The sequence below is a fragment of the Enterobacter sp. DC4 genome (genome assembly GCF_000568095.1).
In the GTDB taxonomy this organism is placed as follows: Bacteria; Pseudomonadota; Gammaproteobacteria; order Enterobacterales; family Enterobacteriaceae; genus Enterobacter; species Enterobacter pseudoroggenkampii.
On record NZ_AZUB01000009.1, the window covers coordinates 66,764 to 92,649 of the forward strand.

Sequence of the window (25,886 nt, forward strand, 5' to 3'; positions counted from 1 at the left end):
TCTCGCCAGCCGGTAACGGTGTTTACGACGGAGGTCACGGAGTTTCAGGAAATAACAACGAATCTCGCAATAAATGATCGTTACCGCGACGGCGGGTAAAGCCGATGCGGTTGAAGTATTCCAGGATCTGAATCGCCAGCTTGCGGCCCACGTTCAGCCGGTCGCGGAAATCGGCCGCGCAGGTCGAACCGCGCGCCTGATCCAGCTCGCGGATGAGGTTAGCAAACGCCACAATGCGATCGTTACGGTAATAACGATCTTTCACGATCGCGACTATCAGTCCCTGCTGCGCCGCATGGCGCAATACCTGACGCATCACCTGCTCATCGGTGTTGGTTTCCCTGGCCAGATCGCGAACCCACCACGGCTCATCACCAAACAGCGTGGCGACTTTTTGCCATATCGCCTCTTGCTCTGCGGTGAACCCGGCCTTGTGATCCGGCAGATGCAGCCAGCCGTGGTGGCTTTTAATCACCCCGCTTTCGCGCATGTTTTCAATCAGCAGCAGCACCAGCGCGTCGTCTTCCATCGGCAACGCCATGCGTCGCAGACGCTCACGGCCCGGGCCTGGCTCGTCCTGATGCTGTTCATGGTACGTCGCCAGCGTATTCAGTATCTTACGCTGCCAGTGTGCCGCAACCGGGGCATTAAGCAGACTGTTTCCAGCCTGAATAAAGCCCGGCTGCCGGGTCAGCTGGATTAGGCCTTCCTCGCTCAGCTGGCGTGCCCATGCAAAATCACGCAGACTTACCGCGCCGCGATCGAGATGTACCCGCAGCGCGGCGTTATCATCGCTGGCCAGCGCCAGCGCGGCCAGCCACTGCAGATATTCAGGTTTACGCTTGCCGCGTCGCGGTGGATTCAGCGCGACGACCCGCGCCCCGGCCAGCGTTTCCCGCGCGGAAATATCACGCAGTACCAGACGATCGTTGTCTGCAAGCCAGAGCGGGGAATCGAATACCAGTTCGGCAAGGTCGTTTTCCAGCAGCGACACGCGCCCGGTGATATGGCTGGCCGCGTGGTGAATATGCAGCGGCTGCCACTGGGTCAGCGGCATGTGTGTCTGCAGGGAGACAATCACGCGTTCAGACGGTTCCGGCGGGGCATCGGCCAGCAGCCAGTCTCCGCGATTAAGCTGCTCTTTTTCCGCATCCCCGGCAATGTTCAGCGCGATACGCTGTCCGGCATGAGCACGCTCTGCGGGCTGGTTTTGCGCGTGCAGCCCGCGCACGCGCATCGGTTTGTTCACGCCCGTCAGCCAGAGCGAATCTCCCACGCTGACTTCACCACTCAGCGCCGTACCGGTAACCACCAGACCCGCGCCTTTGACGGTAAACGCCCGATCAATCGCCAGACGGAAGCGGTGATGGCTGGCGTGATCGCGCGACGAAAGCTGCTGTAAGTGGTGGCGAAGTTCATCGATACCCCGCCCTTCTGTCGCCACGGTGACAAAAAGCGATGCGTCGGCAAAACCATACTCCTGCAGGGTCGCCTGGACCGTTTCGCGCACCTCGCTGACGCGTGCGTCATCCACGCGATCGGCTTTGGTCAGCGCCACGGTCAGCTGCGGGTTGCCGGTCAGCTGTAGGATCGCCAGGTGCTCACGGGTTTGCGCCATGACACCATCATCGCAGGCCACCACCAGCAGGGCATGATCGATGCCCCCCACTCCCGCCAGCATGTTGGACAGAAACTTTTCATGCCCCGGAACATCTATAAAACCCAGCACGCGGCCATCAGGCTGGGGCCAGTAGGCATAACCCAGATCGATGGTCATGCCGCGCTTTTTCTCTTCCGGCAGGCGGTCGGCGTTAATGCCAGTAATCGCCTGCAGCAACGTGGTTTTTCCGTGGTCGACGTGACCGGCAGTGGCAATAATCATTTCAACAACATCTCCAGAAATCGCTCTTCATCTTCAAGGCAGCGCAGATCCAGCCACATTCGGCCGTCGTAAATCCGCCCGATAACCGGCGCAGGCAGGCCACGCCAGCGCGACGACAGGGCGTCAAGGTGGCTACCGCGCCCGTCACGCGGGGTGAACGTGAGCGCTTCACTCGGCAGCCGGTCCACCGGCAGCGACCCGCTGCCAATCTGCGACTGGCAGGGCTCAATGCGAACGTCAAAATTGGGGTAGTGTGGGGCGATGCGCGGCAGCAGCAGTTCGGCCTGGGCGCGAATCGAGGCGGCATCGCGGCTTAACAGGCGCAGCGTGGGCAGGCGGTCGGCCAGTTTCTCCGGGTGGAGATAGAGCCGCAGCGTCGCCTCCAGCGCGGCAAGCGTCATTTTATCGGCGCGCAGGGCGCGCTTGAGCGGATGCTGCTGCAGCTGCGCAATCAGCTCGCGCTTGCCGACGATAATCCCGGCCTGCGGCCCGCCCAGCAGCTTGTCGCCAGAAAAGCTGACCAGGCTCACGCCCGCGGCAATCATCTCCTGCGGCATCGGCTCTTTTGGTAGCCCGTACAGGCTCAGATCCACCAGCGAGCCGCTGCCGAGATCGGCAATCACCGGGATATCCAGCTCACGCCCGATTTCCGCTAGCTCCGCCTCGTCAACCGTTTTGGTGAAGCCTTCAATATGGTAATTGCTGGTGTGGACCTTCATCAGCAGGGCGGTATTTTCATTCACCGCCGCGCGATAATCTTTCGCATGGGTGCGATTGGTGGTACCCACTTCATGTAACGTGCAGCCCGCCTGGCGCATCACGTCCGGAATGCGAAACGCCCCGCCGATCTCCACCAGCTCGCCGCGGGACACCACCACCTCTTTTCCGCTGGCGGTGGCCGCCAGCATCAGCAGCACCGCGGCGGCGTTGTTATTCACAATGCAGGCATCTTCCGCGCCGGTCAGCTGGCACAGCAGCTCCGCCAGCGCCCGGTCGCGGTGCCCGCGTCCGGCGCCGTCCAGATCGTACTCCAGCGTCACGGGCGTTCGCATGGCCTGCACAACCGCCTCGACAGCCTCTTCCGCCTGCTGCGCGCGGCCCAGGTTGGTATGCAACACGGTACCGGTCAGGTTAATCACCGGGCGTAACGCGCTTTGTGCCTTTCCATCCAGCCGGCGTTCAACTTCCTGCTCCCACGCCGTGCACCAGTCAGGCAAGGCGTTTTCTGACTGAATAGCGCATCGGGCTTCATCCTGAAGCAGGCGTAACATCTCCACCGTCGCGGTATGGCCGAAGCGCTCAACAACATCATGAATGCGGGGCTCGCGAAGAAGACGGTCGATAGCGGGGATCTGGCTGTACAGCGAATGATGAGTAGTCATGAAAGCGCCTGGCGAGTAAATATCTTCCCCCCTCCCGACGGGAGAGGGAGTTAACATGTGGAGGGATTGTACCGCCTCCGACGCCGAAGTGTTATATACCCTAAATAATTCAAGTTGCATGAAGGCGGCGACGCAGTGAATCCCCAGGAGCGTACATGAGTACGTGACTGGGGTGAACGAGGAAAGCCAACGCACATGCAGCTTGAAGTATGACGGATATAACCCGCGTCAAGCCTTTGGCGGTTCGGTACGGGCAAAGCTCTCGCGGCTAAACAGCATGTCTGCCAGTTTCACCAGCAGCGGACGGTCGACGCACCAGCCCGGGGAGACGCGGCGGAAGTTGAGATAGCCGATGGCGCAGGCGATGGCGATGGTCCCCAGGTTCAGGCTGTCGGGGTGAATCTTACCCTCCCGGATAAGCTGCTCGCACCTGTCCAGGCTGCGGCTGATTTTTTCCCGCTGGCGTAACAGTTCCGTTTCCGACTGCTGGGCGGCGGGTCTGGCCTGTTCCCGTACGGAGGTTAACGCCGCATCCATAATGCCATCGGCCAGGGCTTCGATTTGCTTCACTGCCAGCGCCGCTTTTGGGTCAGCCGGCAGCATGGCCGGGGCAACGCCCAGCAGCTCGATATACTCGGCAATTATCGGGGAATCGAACCAGTATTCGCCCTCGTCCGTCACCAGCGCCGGGACTTTCCCCAGCGGGTTGTACTGCGCAACGCCGTTTTCCGCGTTGTAGGGCTGTTCATTAATGAATTCAAATTCAATCCCCTTCTCCAGCAGGAGAATCGAGATCTTTCGCACGAAGGGACTGGTGTAGCTACCGATGAGTTTCATTGCCTGATCCTTGATGCCGGAAAAAAGTCAGTATGGATCAAGCGATGAAAAAAGGGCAGGTCTGCATGTCGCATTCCTGCCTGGAAGGATTAGTGATCGAGGTAGAGGTAGTGCATCCAGCTGGTCATACGGAGCAGCACTTTACGCATGACCGAGACGTGGGCGAAGTGGTCCGAATAGACCGCCACCTGGGCAAAAATACCGTCTGGCAGCGCATCGACCTCCGCGTTAGGATTCAGCTCAATGATGGCCTGCACACCATCACTACCCGGAGTGACCGTCAGCGACTGCAGCGCGCCCTGCGCCTGATAGGTCCCCCCCGGCACAACCGGCAGAATCGCGGTAAGCTTCCCGGAGAACACCTGACCCGGCAGCGCGTTAAACACCACTTCCGCTTCATCGCCCGGCTTCAGACGCAGCAGCGAGTTCTGGCGGAACTGGGCCACAATCTGACGCTTCTGTTCAGGGATAAAGACCATCACCGGACGCAAAGGCAGCGCGGCGGCATAGGTCCCCGGACGGATCAGCACCTGGGTGATGTAACCATTGCTTGGCGCACGCACCACGGTCTGATCCAGATTGTATTTGGCTTCGGCAAGCTGGGCGCGCAAGGAGGCAATCTGCGACTGTTCACCGTTCACCATGCTGTCTAACTGGCTTTGGATCTGCACCTGTTCAGCCACGGAGCCTTTCACCAGCGCATCCTGCGCGAGATAGTTCTGCCGCGCGTTGTCGATATCGCTTTCAGAGAACGGATTCACCTTCGCCTGGCTGCCTTTCAGGTAGCGCTGATAATCTTTATAGAGGCGATCGCGTTCAGCGGAGACGCGCGTGGTATTGGCAACGGCTTCCGCCAGCTGCGCTTTCAGATTATCGATATTGTGCGTCGCGGTTACCAGGTCGGCCTGAAGTCTGTCGACGCGCGCCTGGTAGCGGCCAGGATCCAGTTTAAATAACACTTCGCCTTTTTTAATTAGCTGGTTATTTTTATCGGTCACTTCGCTGACCACACCGGTCACCTGCGGCGTGATTGGAATAGAAATAACCGCTTTTTGCGCCGTAAAGGTATACGGGTGGTTATAGTTCATTAACAGAATAAGTCCGGCAACAATAAATACGCCGCCTAATGTTGCGGTGGCAAGCGTCCACTGGTTGACCGGAATTCGGAATATTTTAAAGATGGCCCAGGCAAATGCCACGTAGGTCAAAATAATCAACAGATCCATGATTAGCGCTCCAGCGTGTTCTTATCAGCAGCAGGCTTTACCGCGGCCAGCTTTTGTTCGAGTTCCGCCACGCGTTTGGCGAGCGCATCCATGCCCGGGACCTCATCAGGCTTTGTAATGTGGTTTTGCATACCCCAGCCACGATCTTCGCGGTACAGGGTGGCCCAAATCCACAGGAACGGCCAGATGGCATGGAGCGTAAACAGGCTAATCCACCCTGCCGTATGAATTGCATCGGCATGCGGATGGTTACGCTTTTTGGCCATATTGTAAGGGATGTCATGAATGGCGATGATTCCGTAAAACAGAACCAGAAATACAAAAATCAATACGCCCAGCGCAAAATAGTTGAGAAACATATTCTCCTCACTTAAACAACGTCAACTCATTAAATTAATAAAACGGTACGCAACCTAATTAATTTTTATAAACACGGGGTTGTGCTCATTATTCCCAGGGCCGGGAAGTATGTATTTTTATAATATCTCCATGCAAGTTTATAAGCGTGTCAAAATATATCCTGAATAATAATAGACTTAACCTTACAATATGAGCGTAATCCACCTTTTAACTTTTCGCCATACCACACATCAAAAGTGGTTTTTTAGCTTATCGTGTCGTGCAATATCATCCTGGCGCTGAATCGCGAATCAGAGTTTGCCGCCGATCACAGCCGGAGAAATCCGCATAAAAATATTTTGTGAAATCAGTCACAATCCAGAAACAAACACATGAAATAAAAATGTGACAAACATCACGAAAAGGGGTGGTTTTTGCCGTATTTCTCGCCATCGTATTTTTTTTGCACACCTGTTTTGTGATTAAGATCACCTCATTGATGTCCACACCCCCTACATTTACGTGACATGTGTCACACAAATTTTCGCTGTCTGGACAGTTGAACGATTCAGTGCCAGATTTCACAGCATCAGAACAGGGTCCGGCTACCTCTGCCGCCTCATTAACAATAAACCTCGGGCCGCAAGCCTAAGCGTAAACAGAAGAAGGGGTGTTTTATGTCATCCGATTTCAAGATCAAAGTTCAAAGCTTTGGTCGTTTCCTCAGCAACATGGTGATGCCAAATATCGGCGCGTTTATCGCGTGGGGTATCATCACCGCATTGTTCATTCCGACAGGGTGGTTGCCTAACGAAACGCTGGCGAAACTTGTTGGCCCAATGATTACCTATCTCCTGCCGCTGCTCATCGGTTTCACCGGGGGTCGTCTGGTGGGCGGTGACCGTGGTGGTGTCGTGGGTGCTATCACCACCATGGGTGTTATCGTCGGTGCGGATATGCCGATGTTCCTCGGGGCGATGATTGCCGGTCCTCTGGGCGGCTGGGCGATTAAGAAATTCGACGTCTGGGTTGATGGTAAGATCAAATCCGGCTTCGAAATGCTGGTGAACAACTTCTCTGCGGGCATCATCGGGATGATCCTCGCCATTCTGGCGTTCCTCGGCATTGGTCCTGCGGTTGAAGTGCTGTCTAAAATTCTGGCGGCAGGCGTTAACTTCATGGTTGCGCACGACATGCTGCCGCTGGCGTCTATCTTTGTTGAACCGGCGAAAATCCTGTTCCTGAACAACGCCATCAACCACGGCATCTTCTCGCCGCTGGGTATTCAGCAGTCTCACGATCTCGGCAAGTCTATCTTCTTCCTGATTGAAGCCAACCCAGGTCCAGGTATGGGTGTTCTGCTGGCGTACATCTTCTTTGGCCGTGGCAGCGCAAAACAGTCTGCTGGCGGTGCGGCGATCATCCACTTCCTGGGTGGTATCCACGAAATTTACTTCCCGTACGTGCTGATGAACCCACGTCTGATCCTGGCCGTTATCCTCGGCGGTATGACCGGTGTGTTCACCCTGAGCGTGCTGGGCGGTGGTCTGGTTTCTCCAGCTTCTCCGGGGTCTATCCTGGCGGTACTGGCGATGACGCCAAAAGGGGCTTACTTCGCAAACATCGCGGCGATCTTTGCGGCAATGGCCGTCTCCTTCGTGGTCTCTTCAATCCTGCTGAAAACCAGCAAAGTGAAAGAAGATGATGACATTGAAGCGGCAACCCGCCGTATGCACGACATGAAAGCCGAATCCAAAGGCGCGACGCCACTGGCAGCAGGTGATGTCTCTAACGACCTGAGCCACGTGCGTAAAATCATCGTTGCCTGCGACGCCGGTATGGGTTCCAGCGCAATGGGTGCAGGCGTGCTGCGTAAGAAAGTGCAGGATGCGGGCCTGACCAACATCTCCGTGACCAACAGCGCTATTAACAGCCTGCCGCCGGATGTTGACCTGGTCATCACGCACCGCGACCTGACCGAACGCGCCATGCGCCAGGTGCCACAGGCACAGCACATCTCGCTGACCAACTTCCTCGACAGCGGCCTGTACACCAGCCTGACCGAACGTCTGGTTGCCGCGCAGCGTCACGAAGATAACGAAGTGAAAGTGCGCTCCAGCCTGCAGGACAGCTTTGACGAGAGTAATGCCCATCTGTTTAAGCTGGGTGCGGAAAATATCTTCCTCGGTCGTACCGCGGCAACCAAAGAAGACGCGATTCGCTTTGCCGGTGAGCAGCTGGTGAAAGGCGGCTACGTTCAGCCTGAATATGTTGACGCGATGCTGGAACGCGAAAAACTGACGCCAACCTACCTGGGCGAATCCATCGCGGTGCCGCACGGTACGGTTGAAGCGAAAGATCGCGTCCTGAAAACCGGCGTCGTATTCTGTCAGTATCCGCAGGGCGTGCGCTTCGGTGAAGAAGAAGACGACATCGCCCGTCTGGTGATTGGTATCGCCGCTCGCAACAACGAGCACATTCAGGTGATTACCAGCCTGACCAACGCGCTGGATGATGAGTCCGTCATCGAGCGTCTGGCACAGACTGAAAGCGTTGACGAAGTTCTGGCTCTGCTTAACAAATAACGGTACTCCTCCCTCTCCCCCCCGGGGAGAGGGCTAGGGTGAGGGGAAAACGTTCCTCACCCCAGCCCTCTCGGGTAAAAACATTGATGAAGGTTAACACTATGAAAGCATTACATTTTGGCGCAGGTAATATCGGTCGTGGTTTTATCGGTAAACTGCTGGCAGACGCGGGCATTACGCTGACATTCGCCGATGTGAATCAGGTTGTCCTGGATGCCCTGAATGCCCGTCATAGCTATCAGGTCCATGTGGTCGGTGAAAACGAGCAGGTCGAGACGGTATCGGGCGTCAACGCGGTCAGCAGCATCGGTGAAGACGTTATCGACCTTATCGCCAGCGTCGATCTGGTCACCACTGCCGTAGGTCCGGTCGTCCTTGAGCGCATCGCTCCTGCGGTCGCGAAAGGCCTGGCAAAACGTAAAGCGCAGGGCATCGACACCCCGCTGAACATCATCGCCTGTGAAAACATGGTGCGCGGCACCACGCAGCTGAAAGGCCACGTTCTTAACGCTGTAGCAGACGAAGATAAAGCCTGGGTTGAAGCGCACGTCGGCTTTGTGGATTCCGCTGTGGATCGCATCGTTCCGCCGTCCGAATCCGCCACCCACGATCCGCTGGAAGTGACCGTGGAAACCTTCAGCGAGTGGATCGTTGATAAAACCCAGTTTAAAGGCGCCCTGCCGACTATTCCGGGAATGGAATTAACCGATAACCTGATGGCATTTGTCGAACGCAAACTCTTCACGCTGAACACCGGGCATGCTATAACCGCGTACCTCGGAAAATTGGCCGGTCATCAGACCATTCGTGACGCGATCCTCGATGAGAAGATCCGCGCGGTGGTAAAAGGGGCAATGGAAGAGAGCGGCGCGGTGCTGATCAAACGCTACGGTTTTGATGCTGAGAAACACGCAGCATACATCCAGAAAATCCTCGGTCGCTTTGAAAACCCGTATCTGAAAGATGACGTTGAGCGCGTGGGCCGTCAGCCTCTGCGCAAACTGAGCGCGGGCGATCGTCTGATTAAGCCGCTGCTGGGCACGCTGGAATACGGCCTGCCGCACGCCAACCTGGTGAAAGGGATTGCCGCCGCAATGCACTACCGCAGCGAGCAGGACCCGCAGGCGCAGGAACTGGCTCAGCTGATTGATACCAAAGGCGCACAGGCTGCGCTGGCGCAGATTTCCGGTCTGGACGCCAACAGCGACGTGGTTGTGGAGGCGGTTAACGCATACAACGCAACCAAATGATGCACAGTGAGGCGCAGGTTAGCCTGCGCCCAGATAACAGATTGTCAGATATGCAGGCAATAATGGAACAAACCCAGGCCTTTGAAAATCGTGTGCTTGAGCGTCTGAATGCTGGCAAAACCGTACGAAGTTTCCTGATTGCCGCCGTCGAGCTGTTAACCGAGGCGGTGAATATCCTGGTGCTTCAGGTGTTTCGCAAAGACGACTACGCGGTAAAATATGCTGTAGAACCGTTACTGGACGGAGACGGACCGCTGGGCGATTTATCCGTGCGTCTGAAGCTGATTTATGGTCTTGGCGTACTTAACCGGCAAGAGTATGAAGATGCGGAGCTGTTAATGGCGCTGCGCGAAGAACTCAATCATGACGGTAATGAGTACACCTTTACCGATGATGAGATCCTGGGGCCCTTCGGCGAGCTGCACTGCGTCACCGCTCTGCCCCCTGCTCCCCATTTTGATAACAGCGACCCTGAGCTCTACGCGATGCAAAAGCTGCGTTATCAACAGGTTGTCCGTTCCACGATGGTTCTCTCCCTGACTGAGCTGATTTCACGAATCAGCTTAAAAAAAGCGTTTCAGAAGTAAGCCTGCTCACATTGGTGTATCCTTCCCTGTAAATTCCCCGTTTTCAGAGTTATTTGTCATGAAAGAAGTCGAAAAGAACGAAATTAAACGCCTGAGCGACCGCCTGGATCTGATCCGTCACCAGATGGCGGGCCTGTCACTGGTCGATTCCGCCGAGAAGTACGCCGAGCTGGAAAAAGAGGTCGCCACGCTGGAAACAGAAATCGAGCGCCTGCGCGAAGTGAAAGGCCAGAAGCTGAGCAAAGAAGCGCAGAAGCTGATGAACATGCCGCACCGTCGTGCGATCACCAAAAAAGAGCAGGCCGACATGGGCAAGCTGAAGAAAAGCGTCCGTGGTCTGGTGGTGGTACACCCGATGACCGAGCTTGGCCGCGAAATGGGCCTGAAAGAGATGACGGGCTTTTGTAAGACGGCGTTCTGATACTTATCCCCCTCACCCTAACCCTCTCCCCAAAGGGGCGAGGGGACTGTACGGTGCGGTTTTCTCCCTCTCCCCGTGGGAGAGGGTCGGGGTGAGGGCATCAGGCCCCACCCCCGCCTCAAATTGGCCCAACCAATCCCCCTTTTCTTTCTCTCCTGGTTCACAATTCCATTATTTCCGCTCACAAAACCATTGCTAGCTCATAACATCTGGTTAACCATTCATTGTCATTAACCCTACAACACAACATTGGCAGGACCACTTTTACACAGACTGTGATGCAGAGATGAGCGGAGACTCACCCACAGCGCAGGCTGTCTGGTCCCCAGGAGACCTGCATGAGCCTCTGGCAACAAAACTACGACCCGGCCGGTAATATCTGGCTGTCGAGCCTGATCGCATCGCTTCCGATCCTGTTCTTCTTCTTTGCGCTGATTAAGCTCAAGCTGAAGGGCTACCTCGCCGCGACGTATACCGTTGCTATCGCCCTGATGGTGGCGCTGTTCTTCTACAAAATGCCGGTCGATCGCGCGCTAGCCTCCGTCGTCTACGGTTTCTTCTACGGCCTGTGGCCGATTGCGTGGATCATCATCGCCGCGGTCTTTGTCTATAAAATCTCGGTGAAAACCGGACAGTTCGACATTATCCGCTCGTCGATTCTCTCCATTACGCCGGACCAGCGCCTGCAGATGCTGATTGTCGGCTTCTCCTTCGGGGCGTTTCTGGAAGGTGCGGCAGGCTTTGGCGCACCGGTGGCGATCACCGCCGCGCTGCTGGTGGGTCTGGGCTTTAACCCGCTGTATGCCGCGGGCCTGTGCCTGATTGTGAACACCGCGCCGGTGGCGTTTGGCGCGATGGGTATTCCGATTCTGGTTGCGGGTCAGGTGACCGGCCTGGACAGCTTTGAGATTGGCCAGATGGTCGGCCGCCAACTGCCGTTCCTGACCATCATCGTCCTGTTCTGGATCATGGCGATTATGGACGGCTGGCGCGGCGTGAAGGAGACCTGGCCTGCGGTGATGGTGGCGGGCGGTTCGTTCGCTATCGCTCAGTACCTCAGTTCGAACTTCCTCGGCCCGGAGCTGCCGGACATCATCTCTTCGCTGGTCTCGCTGGTCTGTCTGACGCTGTTCCTGAAACGCTGGCAGCCGGTGCGTATTTTCCGCTTTGCCGACATGGGCGCCTCGCAGGTCGATCAAACCCTGGCCCGTACAGGCTATACCGCAGGCCAGGTAATCCGCGCCTGGTCGCCGTTCCTGTTCCTGACCGCCACCGTGACGCTATGGAGCATCCCGCCGTTTAAAGCCCTGTTCGCCCCGGGCGGGGCGCTGTACGACATGGTGATTAATATTTCCGTGCCGTTCCTCGACAAGATGGTCGCCCGTATGCCGCCGGTGGTGCACGCCGCCACGCCGTATGCCGCGGTCTATAAATTCGACTGGTTCTCCGCCACCGGGACCGCCATCCTGTTTGCCGCTATCCTTTCCGTGGTATGGCTGCGCATGAAGCCTGCGGCTGCGGTGCAGACTTTTGCGGCGACCATTAAAGAGCTGATGCTGCCGATCTACTCCATCGGCATGGTGCTGGCGTTCGCGTTTATCTCGAACTATTCCGGCCTGTCATCGACGCTGGCACTGGCGCTGGCCCATACCAGCCACGCCTTCACCTTCTTCTCGCCGTTCCTCGGCTGGCTGGGGGTGTTCCTGACCGGTTCCGATACCTCGTCGAACGCCCTGTTTGCCGCACTGCAGGCAACGGCAGCCCAGCAGATTGGCGTATCGGACGTCCTGCTGGTGGCCGCGAATACCACCGGGGGCGTGACCGGGAAAATGATCTCGCCACAATCCATCGCCATTGCCTGTGCGGCGGTGGGACTGGTCGGTAAAGAGTCGGACCTGTTCCGCTTTACCGTGAAACACAGCCTGATATTCACCTGCATGGTGGGGGTGATCACCACCCTGCAGGCCTATGTCTTAACCTGGATGATCCCATGATAGTGATGCCCAGACGCCTGTCCGACGAGATTGCCTCTCGCGTGCGGGCGCTGATTGAAGAACAACAGCTGGAAGCGGGCATGAAGTTGCCCGCCGAACGCCAGCTTGCCGCCCAGCTTGGCGTGTCGCGCAATTCACTGCGTGAGGCGCTGGCGACGCTGGTCAGTGAAGGGGTACTGGTGAGCCGTCGCGGCGGCGGCACCTTTGTGCGCTGGCAGCATGACGACTGGTCCGAGCAAAACATCGTTCAGCCGCTGAAGACGCTGATGGAGAACGATCCGGACTACAGCTTCGACATCCTTGAAGCGCGTCACGCCATCGAAACCAGTACCGCCTGGCACGCTGCCATGCGGGCAACCGACGCCGACAAAGAGAAACTCATCGCCTGCTTTGAGGCCACGCAAAGCAGCGACCCGGATATCGCCTCCCAGGCGGACGTCCGTTTTCACCTGGCGATTGCCGAGGCGTCGCACAACGTGGTGCTGCTCCAGACCATGCGCGGGTTCTTCGACCTGCTGCAATCCTCCGTGAAGCAGAGCCGCCAGCGCATGTATCTGGTTCCGCCAGTGTTTGCCCAGCTGACCGAACAGCACGAGGCGGTGCTCAACGCCATTCTGGCCGGTGATGCCGAGGCCGCACGCAAAGCGATGATGGCGCATCTCGGTTTCGTGCACACCACCATTAAACGATTCGATGAAGACCAGGCCCGACAGGCGCGTATTACCCGTCTGCCTGGCGACAGTGATATTTCCAGGGAGAACAAAGCATGATTATTTCAGCAGCCAGTGACTATCGCGCCGCGGCGCAGCGCATTTTGCCGCCGTTCCTGTTCCACTACATCGACGGCGGGGCGTATGCCGAATACACCCTGCGCCGCAACGTGGAAGATCTGTCGGAGGTGGCTCTGCGCCAGCGCGTGCTGAAGAATATGTCTGACCTGAGCCTTGAGACAAAACTGTTCAACGAAACGCTCTCCATGCCGGTGGCGCTCGCGCCTGTAGGCTTATGCGGGATGTATGCCCGCCGTGGCGAAGTGCAGGCGGCCGCGGCGGCGGATGCCAAAGGCATTCCGTTTACCCTCTCTACCGTCTCGGTTTGTCCGATTGAAGAGGTCGCCCCGACCATCAAGCGCCCTATGTGGTTCCAGCTGTACGTCCTGCGCGATCGCGGCTTTATGCGTAACGCGCTCGAGCGCGCCAAAGCGGCGGGCTGCTCCACGCTGGTCTTTACCGTCGATATGCCGACCCCCGGCGCACGCTATCGTGATGCCCACTCCGGCATGAGCGGCCCGAATGCGGCGCTCCGCCGCTACTGGCAGGCGGTAACGCATCCACAGTGGGCGTGGGACGTCGGCCTGAACGGTCGTCCACACGATCTGGGGAATATCTCGGCGTATCTGGGTAAACCGACCGGGCTGGAGGATTACATCGGCTGGCTGGCGAACAACTTCGATCCGTCGATCTCGTGGAAAGACCTGGAGTGGATCCGCGAGTTCTGGGACGGCCCGATGGTGATCAAGGGGATCCTCGACCCGGAAGATGCCCGCGATGCGGTACGCTTTGGCGCAGACGGGATTGTGGTCTCAAACCACGGCGGACGCCAGCTTGACGGGGTGCTCTCTTCCGCACGCGCCCTGCCGGCCATTGCCGATGCGGTGAAAGGCGATATCGCCATCCTGGCCGACAGCGGCATCCGCAACGGGCTGGACGTGGTGCGCATGATTGCGCTGGGTGCTGACAGCGTGCTGCTGGGACGCGTGTATCTGTACGCCCTGGCGACGGCGGGCCAGGCAGGCGTGGCAAATCTGCTTAACCTGATCGAAAAAGAGATGAAGGTGGCGATGACGCTGACCGGTGCGAAAACCATTAGCGAAATCAGTAAGGATTCCCTGGTGCAGGAGTTAAGCAAATTACCGGCAGCGCTGGCTCCCCTTACTCAGGGAAACGCGGCCTGACCTTCTCCGGTTAACCCCCCTTTCTCATGCGCCCGATTTCCCCCTCGGGCGCTTTTTTATGCGAAAAATAACATCCAGATAACATATTAGATAAGAAAATTTGACATCCACCCGCCATCCGCAATTGTATAGACAAGCAAATACAAGAACACAAAAACAACATCAGATCGGAGTGGAGCGTATGGCGTATTCAGGTAAGGTGGATATTCAGCAGGTGATCGATGAAAGTCGCTTTTCAGGATTTCACTGGCTGCTCATTGTGCTGGGCTTTCTGGTTCTGGCGATCGATGGCTTTGATACGGCAGCGATGGGTTACATTGCGCCTACGCTGTCGGCAGAATGGGGGATACACAAACAGGATCTGGGGCCGGTGCTGAGCGCAGCGCTGCTGGGGCTGTCGTTGGGCGCGCTGATCGCAGGTCCGGTATCGGACCGGATGGGGCGCAAGCGCGTGCTGGTCTTTTCGTGTCTGTTCTTCGGCCTGGCAAGCCTGGGCACGGCCTGGGCGCAAAGTCTGAATACCCTGACGCTGTGGCGCTTTCTGACGGGCCTGGGGCTTGGCGCCGCCATGCCGAACGCCATTACGCTGATCTCAGAGTTCGCCCCCCAGCGCTGCCGCGCCATGGCGATTAATACCATGTACTGCGGCTTCCCTCTGGGTGCGGCGGGCGGTGGCGCGATCTCATCCTGGCTTATCCCCCACCACGGCTGGCGAAGCGTGCTGCTGACCGGCGCAATTGCGCCGCTGATTTTAACGCTGCTGTTGGGGCTGTTTTTACCGGAGTCCGTGAAGTTTCTGGTGCAGCGCGGGAAAGACGTCATGCAGGTCCGCCGCATTGCCAGCCGGTTCGCCCGCGGCACGCTGGAGAGCGTCACGGGCTTTTTCCTGGCGGAGGAGAAAATCGCGTCTAAAAAAGGGAGCGTGTCGCAGCTGTTTTCCATGCCCTGGCTGCCCGGCACCCTGATGCTGTGGGTGACCTATTTTATGGGGCTGGTCATCTACTACGTCCTGCTGAGCTGGATGCCAACGCTGATGCAGGGGATGGGTTATGCGCTGGCGGAATCCGCCTGGCTCACCTCGCTGTTCACCTTCGGCGGCACCGCCGGCATTCTGCTTGCGGGCTGGATGATGGACCGCTGGGAAGCGCACAGGGTGGTTGCGTGTGGTTTCGTGCTAACGATGGGCCTTATTCTTTTGCTCGGCATTGAGCATAACCATATCGCCCTGTTTGGCGGGTTGATTTTCCTGATGGGGATCGCGATGAACGGCGCGCAGTCGGGCATGCAGACTCTGGCCGCCACCTTTTACCCCACCGAGTGCCGCGCGACGGGCATCGCCTGGATGCAGGGGATCGGCCGCTTTGGCGGCGTGGCGGGAACCATGACCAGCGCCCAGCTTCTTTCGATGCAGTGGCAGGCAGACAGTATTTTAATGATCCTCAGCGTGCCCGCCCTGGTGGCCGCTGCGGCAACCGTCTACAAAATGCTGTACAGCCGCTCGCAGGAACCCGGCGTCGCGTAGTTCCTCTCTTTTCTGCTATTCTGCCCCCGCAATTAAGGGGGCAGCATGCTTAACATCGTTTTATTCGAACCAGAAATTCCGCCAAATACCGGCAATATCATCCGCCTGTGTGCCAACACCGGTTTTCGTCTGCATATCATTGAGCCGATGGGCTTTACGTGGGACGACAAACGTCTGCGTCGCGCAGGGCTGGATTATCATGAATTTACCGCCGTTATTCGCCACCATGATTACGCCGCGTTTCTGGAAGCCGAGCAGCCGCAGCGCATGTTCGCCCTGACCACCAAAGGCACGCCAGCGCATAGCGCCGTAAGCTATCAGGCAGGTGACTATCTGATGTTTGGCCCGGAAACCCGCGGCCTGCCGGCCACGATCCTGGATGCCCTGCCCGCCGAGCAGAAAATCCGTATTCCGATGATGCCGGACAGCCGCAGCATGAACCTGTCGAATGCGGTGTCGGTAGTGGTGTATGAAGCATGGCGCCAGCTGGGTTATCCTGGCGCTATTCTAAGGTAGGCCCGGCAAGCGCAGCGCCGCCGGGCAAAATCTCAGATGCCGTCACCATACTCAAACGTATGGTGAATGCCGTTGAAGTGCTGATCCATGTCCATGGACGGCTTATCGCTGTCTGGTTTACCGACGATGCGCGCCGGTACGCCAGCGGCAGTGGTATGCGGTGGCACAGGCTGGAGCACCACGGAGCCTGCACCGATCTTCGCGCCGCGCCCGACTTCGATATTGCCGAGGATTTTGGCGCCCGCGCCAATCATCACCCCTTCACGAATTTTCGGATGGCGATCGCCGCTGGTTTTCCCGGTACCGCCCAGGGTAACCGACTGCAGGATCGAGACGTCATCTTCAATCACCGCCGTTTCCCCGACGACAATCCCGGTGGCGTGGTCGAGCATGATCCCACGGCCAATTTTCGCAGCCGGGTGAATATCGACCTGGAACGTCACGGAAACCTGGTTTTGCAGGAAGATCGCCAGCGCACGGCGGCCTTCATTCCACAGCCAGTGGCCGATACGATAAGCCTGTAGAGCGTGAAAGCCTTTCAGGTACAGCAGCGGCGTAGAATATTTATCGACCGCCGGGTCACGCGTGCGCACGGCCTGGATATCACAGGCGGCAGAAGCGATCATTTCCGGGTCTGCGGCGTAAGCCTCTTCCACCACTTCACGAATGGCGATAGCAGGCATGATCGAGGACGCCAGCTTGTTGGCGAGCATATAGCTGAGCGCGCTGCCGAGGTTTTCGTGCTTGAGTAGCGTTGCGTGGTAGAAACTGGCCAGCATAGGCTCACAGTCGGCCAGCGCCCGGGCTTCGGCTTTAATATTGTTCCAGACGATATCCAGTTCTTCACACGGCATTGCTTACTCCAGACGATAGTTAATGACCAGCCAGTTCTGCGCTGGCTGGGTCATTCAGATGACAACGGTTCCGACTAATTACTGCTGCGCTCGTCCTTGCGCGCACGACCTAATAAGGTCAATGCTGCCTCGCGCGCATTTTTTCCGCAATACAATACCTGATAAATTTCCTCGGTTATTGGCATTTCGACACCGAAACGGTGTGCCAACTCGCGGACTTCTTTGGTATTGCGGTAGCCTTCAACCACCTGACCAATCTTCTCCTGCGCGCCTTTTACATCGCTGCCCTGTCCGAGCATCATGCCAAAGCGGCGGTTACGAGACTGGTTGTCGGTACAGGTCAGCACCAGGTCGCCCAGGCCTGCCATCCCCATAAAGGTGGCCGGATCGGCACCCAGCGCTTCGCCCAGGCGGGACATTTCGGTCAGCCCGCGGGTGATCAGCGCCGTACGCGCATTGGCACCAAAACCAATGCCGTCTGACATCCCGGCGCCAATCGCAATCACGTTCTTCACCGCCCCGCCCAGCTGCACGCCGATAAAATCGGGGTTGCTGTAGACGCGGAAGCTCTTGCCGCAGTGCAGCAATTGCTGGAGATCGTCGGAGAAGGCCTGGTCGGTGGAAGCCAGCGAAATCGCCGTCGGCAGGCCAGCAGCCAGCTCTTTGGCAAAGGTCGGGCCGGAGATGACCGCCAGCGGGATCTCATCACCCAGCGCTTCGCGGGCAACGTCCTGCAGCAGGCGTCCGGTTTCGGCCTCCAGTCCTTTTGTCGCCCAGACAATGCGCGCATCCGGGCGCATCAGCGGCTTAATCTGACGCAGTACGTCGCCAAAGACATGGCTCGGAACCACAATCAGAATGTTGCGGCTGGCCGCCAGCGCGGTCGCAAGGTCGCTTTCAAGGTGCAGGGAGTCAGGGAACGGAACGTCCGGGAGAAACGCGACGTTGCAACGATCGCGCTGCAGCGTAGCGATATGTTTTGGGTCGTGGCCCCACAGGACCACGTCGTGACCATTTCTTGCCAGCGTGATAGCAAGAGCGGTGCCGTATGAACCGGCACCGATCACAGTCATTGACGCATTAACAGTGCTCATCAGGCATCCTGATGTTGTTCAGCACCTTCGCCAGCCTGCTGCTGCAGATAGTTCATGAACAGCGCATCAAAGTTAACTGGCGCAAGGTTCAGTTGCGGGAATGTACCGCGAGAAACCAGGCTGGTGATGCATTCACGCGCATACGGGAACAGAATGTTCGGGCAGTACGCACCCAGGCAATGCGCCATCTGGTTGCCTTCGATACCGCCGATAGAGAAGATGCCGCCCTGCTGTACTTCACACAGGAATGCAGTTTCTTCGCCCAGAGACGCGGTAACGGTCACACGCAGCACGACTTCATACACGTCATCTGCCAGTTGGGTAGATGCGGTATCCAGATCAAGTTTAACCTCTGGCTGCCAATCTTTCTGGAAAACGTGTGGCGCATTTGGCGCTTCGAAAGAGACATCCTTGGTGTAGATACGCTGGATCTGGAAAGTCATTTCGGTGTTGTTTTGTTCTGACATGGAAATACCCTTTTTAATTGTCCTAAAGTCTCTTAGCTCAGCAGCGGATCGAGTCCACCACGGGCGTCGAGCGCATACAAGTCATCACAGCCGCCAATGTGCTGCGCATCAATAAAAATCTGTGGAACCGTCGTACGACCACTACGTTGGATCATCTCTTCGCGTTTAATCGCGTCACCGTCGATCGGCAGTTCCTGGAACGTGACGCCTTTGCTGTTCAGCAGCGCTTTCGCACGATGGCAGAACGGGCACGTCGCTTTGGTATAGATCTCAATATGGGCCATGACTGAACTCCTTATTTACCGCGCACCAAAGGAAGATTTTCCCCGCTCCAGCCGGAAATACCTTCTTTCAGCACCGTTACGTTTTCGAAGCCTGCTTTATGAAGCGCGCTGGCAGATTCCTGTGCCTGCATGCCGGTCGCATCCACAACGATAATCGGCTGGGCTTTGTGTTTTTCAAGCTCACCGACGTTGTTCGCTTTGATTTCAGCTGGCAACAGGTTGATTGCGCCCGCAATGTGACCTTTGCGGAAATCGTCACGCTGACGCAGATCGACAACGACGGCATCTTCTTTGTTAATCAGACGCGTCGCTTCACCACGGGTGATAACCTTAATCTTAGACGTCAGGCTCTTAAATGTGGTGAACAGCACAGCAGCCAGCAGGCCAATCCACGCGATGCTCAGAACCGGATGGCGGCTAACGAATTGCATAATTTCTTGCATGGAGGGTAACTACTCCCGACTAAGTGATAAAAAAAACCAGGACAGGAGTATACCTGTGCGTTCTGGCAAATACAGCCAGCGACCCTAACCTAATCCATTTTCTGCGGCATGCCACCTAAAAAATGCCTCAAAATGGTCTGGTCAGCACCTTGCCCCTGCGCTTTCTTTGATCTTCTGCGGCTATTTGATCGATTCAGCTGTAGTAAAATTACGCAAATTTTGACTCTTGAGCATGAGGTTGTCGCAATGTCGGTTTCTAAAAAACCTATGGTACTGGTGATTCTGGATGGCTATGGCTACCGTGAAGACAGCCAGGATAACGCTATTTTCAACGCCAAAACTCCGGTCATGGATGCCCTGTGGGCAAAACGTCCGCATACGCTGATTGACGCGTCTGGCCTGGAAGTGGGCCTGCCGGACCGCCAGATGGGCAACTCCGAAGTCGGTCACGTTAACCTGGGCGCCGGGCGTATTGTGTATCAGGACCTGACGCGTCTGGACGTTGAAATCAAAGAACGCACCTTCTTCTCCAACCCAACGCTGTCTGGCGCGGTTGATAAAGCCGTTGCCGCTGGCAAGGCCGTTCACATCATGGGCCTGCTCTCTGCAGGCGGCGTGCACAGCCACGAAGATCACATCATGGCGATGGTTGAACTGGCCGCTGAGCGCGGTGCGGAAAAAATCTATCTGCACGCCTTCCTGGACGGTCGCGATACGCCACCACGCAGCGCAAAAGGCTCTCTGCAAGCCTTCGAAGAGAAATTCGCCGCGCTGGGCAAAGGCCGCGTAGCGTCCATCATTGGCCGTTACTACGCTATGGACCGCGACAACCGCTGGGATCGCGTTGAACAGGCCTATGACCTGCTGACCCTGGCAAAAGGGGAATTCCAGTTCGCGACCGCCGTTGAGGCCCTGGAAGCGGCTTATGCACGTGATGAAAATGACGAATTCGTGAAAGCGTCCGTGATCCGTGCTGAAGGCCAGGCTGATGCCGCCATGGAAGACGGCGATGCGCTGATCTTCATGAACTTCCGCGCTGACCGCGCGCGCGAAATCACCCGTGCGTTCGTCAACAGCGACTTCGACGGTTTTGCCCGTAAGAAAGTGGTGAAACTCGACTTCATCCAGTTGACCGAATACGCGGCAGACATCAAAGCCCCATGCGCGTATCCACCCGCCTCGCTGGCCAATACCTTCGGCGAGTGGATGGCGAAGAACGACAAAACGCAGCTGCGTATTTCCGAAACGGAAAAATACGCGCACGTCACCTTCTTCTTTAACGGCGGCGTTGAAGAGCCGTTCAAAGGCGAAGACCGCATTCTGATCAACTCCCCGAAAGTGGCCACCTACGATCTGCAGCCAGAGATGAGCTCTGCAGAATTGACTGAAAAACTGGTTGCGGCCATCAAGAGCGGTAAGTACGACACCATCATCTGTAACTACCCGAACGGTGACATGGTCGGTCATACCGGGGTGATGGAAGCGGCAGTGAAAGCGGTTGAAGCGCTGGACCACTGCGTTGAGCAGGTTGCGAAAGCGGTTGAATCCGTTGGCGGCCAGCTGCTGATCACCGCGGATCACGGTAACGCTGAACAGATGCGCGACCCGGCGACCGGCCAGGCGCACACCGCCCACACCAACCTGCCGGTTCCGCTGATTTATGTCGGTGATAAATCACTGAAAGCAGTGGAAGGCGGCAAGCTTTCTGACATCGCACCAACCATGTTGTCGCTGATGGGGATGCCGATCCCTGAAGAGATGACTGGTAAGCCGCTGTTCATCGTGGAATAATCGCTCCCCATGAGGGGAAAGGCGATTTTTTCAATCACATGGGTCGTGAAGCCGCTTAGGTTATCAGTCAGACCTCTGTTTTACGCCAGCGCACTCAGCGCTGGCGTATTGCTGTGCGCCGCATCCGCCCATGCGGATGACCGCGACCAGCTGAAATCTATTCAGGCTGATATCGCCGCCAAAGAGCGTGCGGTACGCCAGCAGCAGCAGCAGCGTTCCGCCCTGCTCGCCCAGCTCAAGCAGCAGGAAGAGGCGATCTCCGCCGCCACGCGTAAACTCCGAGAAACGCAAAACACCCTCGCCCAGTTGAATAAACAAATCGACGAGATGAACGCGTCAATTGCCAAACTGGAGCGCCAGCGCGATGCGCAGGAGCGCAATCTTGCCGCACAGCTTGATGCCGCATTCCGCCAGGGTGAACATACCGGACTCCAGCTGATCCTCAGCGGCGAAGAGAGCCAGCGCGGCCAGCGCCTGCAGGCCTACTTTGGCTATCTCAACCAGGCGCGTCAGGAGACGATCGCGCAGCTGAAGCAGACGCGCGAAGAGGTCTCCACGCAAAAAGCCGAGCTGGAAGAAAAGCAGAGCCAGCAGCAGACGCTGCTTTACGATCAGCAGGCCCAGCAGGCGAAGCTTGAGCAGGCTCGCAACGAGCGTAAGAAAACCCTTTCCGGCCTTGAATCCTCCATTCAGGAGGGTCAAAGCCAGCTAAGCGAAATGCGCGCCAACGAATCAAAACTGCGTAACAGCATCGCCCGTGCAGAAGCGGCGGCGAAAGCGCGCGCCGAAAAAGAGGCTCGCGAGGCGCAGGCCGTTCGCGATAAGCAGCAGGAAGCGTCCCGCAAAGGGACCACCTACAAGCCAAGCGAAAGCGAACGTTCCCTGATGTCGCGTACCGGCGGTTTGGGCTCTCCTCGCGGCCAGGCTTTCTGGCCCGTTCGTGGTTCAATTCTGCATCGCTATGGCGAACAGCTGCAGGGTGAGCTACGTTGGAAAGGGATCGTTATCGGTGCGTCTGAAGGTAGCGAAGTGAAAGCCATTGCCGATGGCCGCGTGATTCTGGCCGACTGGCTGCAGGGTTACGGACTGGTGGTGGTGGTCGAACACGGTAAAGGTGATATGAGTCTTTACGGCTACAACCAGAGCGCGCTGGTCAGTGTCGGCACACAGGTGCGCGCCGGCCAACCCATCGCCCTTGTGGGCAGCAGTGGCGGTCAGGGCCGCCCGTCACTCTATTTCGAAATTCGTCGTCAGGGTCAGGCGGTCAATCCACAGCCGTGGTTGGGAAGATAAGTTTTGCTTCAATTTCGTCGAATCGTTTTCTCCGTCGTCAGCGCGCTGGCGCTGGCTGCACCGGTATATGCAGGTAAACTCGCTATCGTGATTGATGACTTCGGTTATCGTCCACACTATGAAAATCAGGTGCTGGCGATGCCGTCGGCCATCTCTGTCGCCGTCCTTCCGAATGCCCCTCACGCGCGTGAGATGGCGACCAAAGCCCACAGCAGCGGTCATCAGGTTCTCATCCACCTGCCCATGGCACCGCTCAGCAAGCAGCCGCTGGAAAAAGATACCCTGCGCCCGGATATGAGCAGCGAGGAGATCGAGCGCATCATCCGCGACGCCTACAACAAAGTGCCGTATGCCGTTGGGCTGAACAATCACATGGGCAGTGCGATGACCTCCAGCCTGTACGGGATGCTCAAAGTGATGCAGGCGCTGGAGCGTTATAACCTCTACTTCCTCGACAGCATGACCATCGGCAACAGCCAGGCGATGCGTGCCGCTCAGGGAACGGGCGTAAAGGTGATTAAGCGTAAGGTGTTCCTGGATGATACCCAGAACGAAGCTGATATTCGCGTGCAGTTCAATCGCGCGGTACAGCTGGCCCGCCGTAATGGCTCGGCCATTGCCATCGGTCACCCGCACCCGTCGACCGTCCGCGTCCTGCAACAAATGCTGCCGACCTTGCCTGCCGATATCACGCTGGTACGCCCGAGCGATCTGCTGAACGAACCGCAGGTGGATACCTCTACGCCGAATTCTGCGCAGCCCGTCCCGACTACACCGCGTAATCCGTTCCGCGGCGTGAAGCGCTGTGTACCGAAGCAGCCGCCTGAACCGGTCTACGCGACCCGCTTCTTCTCCGTTATCGGAGACAGCATCAGTAACAGCACGCTGGTGAAATACGTCCAGCAGCAGTGGCAGGGATGGGGTAAGAAAGCCTGACGCTTATTTCGCAATCTGAGAGTCCGTCTGCTCGTTAGCAACGGACTCTTTTTTCTCCTGATGCTGATACCAGGATTTGAAATACTTCAAAAAGCTGTAGGCAGTGGCATACAGTCCCGTCGCCACCCCCACTTTGCCCTGACGCCAGGCGCCGCTAAACAGATACCATTTGAAAAAACCCCCGATGGCGCTGATCACGCCTCGTCCGATAGAGGGCCGTATTTTTTGATGTTGAACCAGGCGGGTTGTATAACAATTTAATTTATTAAAAAGCTCATGCAATGTGGGAAACGTATCATGTTTTACATAGCCCGGAATACATGCACAACGGAGAAAACCTTCGACCTGATCGTCCACCGGCCTGTTATTAAACCGGGACTGTTTGCGGTTAAAGAGACGTACAGGATAATCGGGGGATGAAACAGGATAAATCGTCCGGACTTCTTCACCCAGAACAAACCAGTGGCGGCATATTCGCCATGCCATTCCGGGGTCTGGCTCATCACCTGCTTTTAACGTTAAAACGGCATTAACCGTTTCCTGGTCAAGAATTTCGTCGCTGTCGATGCACAGAACCCAGTCGTTAGTGGCTAAGGATACGGCATGGTTCATCTGCTCGCCATGCCAGCCAAATTTTTTATAGACGGGTAGCAGTCCAAAGCTTTCACAAATATATCGTGTTTTGTCCGTACTGCCTGAATCGATGACGACAATTTCATCCGCTATTTTTAAAAGAGGCGGGATAACATCATGCAATAATCTTTCAGAATTAAATGTTAATAAGCAGACCGTTATTTTAAACATTTTTCCACTCTCAATAGCAGCCTAAATTAATATTATAAATACTATATAAATGAGTAGAGACGATTAAAGTCCGGAATCACACTTTTCAAATAAGCACGCTTGAAATTTTGTCTAATCCTGAATCGCAATAAAATAGAAAAATCTATTTTATTTCAACAGATTCTTTATAATGCAGTCAGATGAAGGGTAGCACACGGATTCAGACATGCCGCACAAAAGTAAAATTCTCCTCCTGGATACGGGTAAAGAATGGGGGGGAGGCACCAACAGTATGCTTGAGCTCCTGAAGCGGATCAATCGCGATAAATTCGACATTACCTGTTGTTTTTACAGTGATTATAGTCGTGCTGAAGGTGAGACAATTGGCCAGGTGCTCAACGGCATCGGCATCCCGCTCATCGTGATCCCTCAACATCAGCAGCCGGTCTGGGCCAAATTGTTGAAAGAAGCGGGACGTAGCCTGCTGTTTTTCTCACGCGGTGCCCGCAAGGCATGGACACGTCATGTGGATATCATGTGGCGCATCAGGCCTAACGTCAGCAAAATCGAAACACTTTTCGCGCAGGGCGGTTTCGATACGCTCTATATGAATAACCAGCCAGGTTCAAATGAGGAAGGCTATCTCGCGGCGGCAAAACTGCAGGCACGGTTGATTCAGCACTGCCGCATTGAACCTGTTTTGACACCACCACTGGTGAAGCTGGTTAATGCCCATGCTACAAAAATCATCGCCGTCTCGCATGGCGTTGAACGCGTGTTGCTTCAGCATGGCGTCCGGCCCGAACTGTGTACGACGGTCAATAATGCCATCGACATCCACCAGCCTTTACCTGACCGATGCGCGATGCGCCAGCGCCTGAACATCGATGACGACACGTTTGTGTTCGGCAGTATCGGGTCGTTAATCCCTCGCAAAGCCAACCACCACACGCTGGAGGCGCTAGCACAGTTCAGCCAGAAGCATCCACAGGCAAAATGGAAAATGGTGCTGGTTGGCGAAGGTGGCGAACGCCGCGCTTTAGCGGAACAGGCCCGAGCGCGGGGAATTGAACACCACGTCATTTTCACCGGTTTTCAGAATACCCCGTTTGATTACCTTGCTACGTTTGACGCCTTTATTCTCGCCTCAAAAAGCGAAGGGCTGCCTCGCGTGGTGCTGGAAGCGATGCTTCTCAATATCCCCGTGATTGGATCTCAGGTGACCGGCACGGCGGAGTTGATTGACCATGATTCGACAGGGCTACTCTTCCCCTGGAGCGATGTTTCACAGCTTGCACAGCATCTGGACAATATCTGGGCAGACGCGGAGCTGCGGGCTCGACTGGCTGCGGCTGCATACCAGAACGTCTGTCAGACCTATGCCATTGAAAACTATGTCAGCGGTGTCGAAGCCGTGCTTGGCGCGCACTAACCAAACGAGATAAC

The 25,886-nt window shown here is 56.6% G+C and carries 24 protein-coding genes; 13 read left to right on the forward strand and 11 right to left on the reverse strand.

The features are described from left to right. Positions 1-34 precede the first annotated feature (34 nt). From selB to P349_RS03795, 5 genes are all read right to left on the reverse strand, one after another. Positions 35-1,882, reverse strand: a complete 1,848-nt coding sequence (selB, locus tag P349_RS03815) for a selenocysteine-specific translation elongation factor (protein WP_032650765.1) — start codon at positions 1,880-1,882, stop codon at positions 35-37. Then, positions 1,879-3,264, reverse strand: coding sequence for an L-seryl-tRNA(Sec) selenium transferase (gene selA, locus P349_RS03810; RefSeq protein WP_032650763.1), 1,386 nt, complete (start codon positions 3,262-3,264; stop codon positions 1,879-1,881). The genes selB and selA overlap by 4 nt, the downstream gene beginning before the upstream one ends. Before the next feature lie 228 nt (positions 3,265-3,492). Continuing rightward, a complete protein-coding gene (locus tag P349_RS03805; protein ID WP_032650761.1) occupies positions 3,493-4,101 on the reverse strand; it encodes a glutathione S-transferase in 609 nt (202 codons plus the stop codon). 89 nt (positions 4,102-4,190) lie between these two features. Beyond that, complete coding sequence (locus tag P349_RS03800) at positions 4,191-5,327, reverse strand: HlyD family secretion protein (protein WP_024906599.1); 1,137 nt, start codon at positions 5,325-5,327, stop codon at positions 4,191-4,193. Positions 5,328-5,329: 2 nt separating this feature from the next. Further along, on the reverse strand, positions 5,330-5,686 hold the full coding sequence (locus P349_RS03795; protein WP_024906600.1) for a DUF3302 domain-containing protein: 357 nt from the start codon (positions 5,684-5,686) through the stop codon (positions 5,330-5,332). A gap of 657 nt (positions 5,687-6,343) precedes the next feature. Here P349_RS03795 and P349_RS03790 point away from each other — a divergent pair. The 9 genes from P349_RS03790 to trmL all read left to right on the forward strand — a co-directional run bounded on the left by P349_RS03790 (position 6,344) and on the right by trmL (position 16,495). Then, the gene (locus P349_RS03790; RefSeq protein ID WP_032650759.1) at positions 6,344-8,251 is read left to right on the forward strand and encodes a PTS mannitol transporter subunit IICBA; all 1,908 of its coding nucleotides are present in this window, start codon (positions 6,344-6,346) and stop codon (positions 8,249-8,251) included. 86 nt (positions 8,252-8,337) lie between these two features. Further along, positions 8,338-9,501, forward strand: a complete 1,164-nt coding sequence (gene mtlD / locus P349_RS03785; RefSeq protein WP_080690903.1) for a mannitol-1-phosphate 5-dehydrogenase — start codon at positions 8,338-8,340, stop codon at positions 9,499-9,501. Then, positions 9,498-10,088, forward strand: a complete 591-nt coding sequence (gene mtlR / locus P349_RS03780) for a mannitol operon repressor MtlR (protein ID WP_032645094.1) — start codon at positions 9,498-9,500, stop codon at positions 10,086-10,088. The genes mtlD and mtlR overlap by 4 nt, the downstream gene beginning before the upstream one ends. Positions 10,089-10,146: 58 nt before the next feature. After that, positions 10,147-10,509, forward strand: a complete 363-nt coding sequence (locus P349_RS03775; RefSeq protein WP_024906604.1) for a YibL family ribosome-associated protein — start codon at positions 10,147-10,149, stop codon at positions 10,507-10,509. Between the two features lie 338 nt (positions 10,510-10,847). Next, the gene (gene lldP / locus P349_RS03770; RefSeq protein ID WP_032650757.1) at positions 10,848-12,503 is read left to right on the forward strand and encodes an L-lactate permease; all 1,656 of its coding nucleotides are present in this window, start codon (positions 10,848-10,850) and stop codon (positions 12,501-12,503) included. Further along, positions 12,500-13,273 carry a transcriptional regulator LldR gene (lldR, locus tag P349_RS03765; protein WP_023294814.1) on the forward strand — a complete coding sequence of 258 codons (774 nt, stop codon included), beginning with the start codon at positions 12,500-12,502 and terminating at the stop codon, positions 13,271-13,273. The genes lldP and lldR overlap by 4 nt, the downstream gene beginning before the upstream one ends. Then, positions 13,270-14,457 (forward strand): FMN-dependent L-lactate dehydrogenase LldD, encoded by a 1,188-nt coding sequence (lldD, locus tag P349_RS03760; protein WP_032650756.1) that lies wholly within the window; start codon positions 13,270-13,272, stop codon positions 14,455-14,457. Before lldR ends, lldD begins: the two co-directional genes overlap by 4 nt. A gap of 181 nt (positions 14,458-14,638) precedes the next feature. After that, complete coding sequence (locus tag P349_RS03755; RefSeq protein ID WP_032650753.1) at positions 14,639-15,979, forward strand: MFS transporter; 1,341 nt, start codon at positions 14,639-14,641, stop codon at positions 15,977-15,979. A 45-nt stretch (positions 15,980-16,024) separates the two neighbouring features. Then, the gene (gene trmL, locus P349_RS03750) at positions 16,025-16,495 is read left to right on the forward strand and encodes a tRNA (uridine(34)/cytosine(34)/5-carboxymethylaminomethyluridine(34)-2'-O)-methyltransferase TrmL (RefSeq protein ID WP_032650750.1); all 471 of its coding nucleotides are present in this window, start codon (positions 16,025-16,027) and stop codon (positions 16,493-16,495) included. A gap of 32 nt (positions 16,496-16,527) precedes the next feature. Here trmL and cysE read toward each other — a convergent pair whose 3' ends face one another. From cysE to P349_RS03725, 5 genes are all read right to left on the reverse strand, one after another. Then, positions 16,528-17,349, reverse strand: coding sequence for a serine O-acetyltransferase (gene cysE / locus P349_RS03745; protein ID WP_008502718.1), 822 nt, complete (start codon positions 17,347-17,349; stop codon positions 16,528-16,530). A gap of 74 nt (positions 17,350-17,423) precedes the next feature. Continuing rightward, positions 17,424-18,443 carry an NAD(P)H-dependent glycerol-3-phosphate dehydrogenase gene (gpsA, locus tag P349_RS03740; protein WP_032650747.1) on the reverse strand — a complete coding sequence of 340 codons (1,020 nt, stop codon included), beginning with the start codon at positions 18,441-18,443 and terminating at the stop codon, positions 17,424-17,426. Then, complete coding sequence (gene secB, locus P349_RS03735) at positions 18,443-18,910, reverse strand: protein-export chaperone SecB (RefSeq protein WP_003860835.1); 468 nt, start codon at positions 18,908-18,910, stop codon at positions 18,443-18,445. Before secB ends, gpsA begins: the two co-directional genes overlap by 1 nt. A gap of 32 nt (positions 18,911-18,942) precedes the next feature. Next, entirely contained in the window at positions 18,943-19,194 is a 252-nt protein-coding gene (gene grxC / locus P349_RS03730) for a glutaredoxin 3 (RefSeq protein WP_008502715.1), read from the reverse strand. Between the two features lie 11 nt (positions 19,195-19,205). Beyond that, entirely contained in the window at positions 19,206-19,637 is a 432-nt protein-coding gene (locus P349_RS03725) for a rhodanese-like domain-containing protein (protein ID WP_023309913.1), read from the reverse strand. A gap of 246 nt (positions 19,638-19,883) precedes the next feature. Between P349_RS03725 and gpmM the strand changes: the two genes are divergently transcribed. The 3 genes from gpmM to P349_RS03710 are packed head-to-tail and all read left to right on the forward strand — an operon-like array spanning position 19,884 to position 23,657. After that, on the forward strand, positions 19,884-21,428 hold the full coding sequence (gene gpmM, locus P349_RS03720) for a 2,3-bisphosphoglycerate-independent phosphoglycerate mutase (RefSeq protein WP_032650745.1): 1,545 nt from the start codon (positions 19,884-19,886) through the stop codon (positions 21,426-21,428). A 33-nt stretch (positions 21,429-21,461) separates the two neighbouring features. Beyond that, positions 21,462-22,721 (forward strand): murein hydrolase activator EnvC, encoded by a 1,260-nt coding sequence (gene envC, locus P349_RS03715; RefSeq protein ID WP_229231479.1) that lies wholly within the window; start codon positions 21,462-21,464, stop codon positions 22,719-22,721. A 3-nt stretch (positions 22,722-22,724) separates the two neighbouring features. Continuing rightward, positions 22,725-23,657, forward strand: coding sequence for a divergent polysaccharide deacetylase family protein (locus P349_RS03710; RefSeq protein WP_032650743.1), 933 nt, complete (start codon positions 22,725-22,727; stop codon positions 23,655-23,657). A gap of 3 nt (positions 23,658-23,660) precedes the next feature. Here P349_RS03710 and P349_RS03705 read toward each other — a convergent pair whose 3' ends face one another. Further along, positions 23,661-24,461, reverse strand: coding sequence for a glycosyltransferase family 2 protein (locus tag P349_RS03705; RefSeq protein ID WP_032650741.1), 801 nt, complete (start codon positions 24,459-24,461; stop codon positions 23,661-23,663). Between the two features lie 205 nt (positions 24,462-24,666). Here P349_RS03705 and P349_RS03700 point away from each other — a divergent pair, with 205 nt between their 5' ends. Next, on the forward strand, positions 24,667-25,872 hold the full coding sequence (locus P349_RS03700) for a glycosyltransferase (RefSeq protein ID WP_032650739.1): 1,206 nt from the start codon (positions 24,667-24,669) through the stop codon (positions 25,870-25,872). Positions 25,873-25,886: the final 14 nt, after the last annotated feature.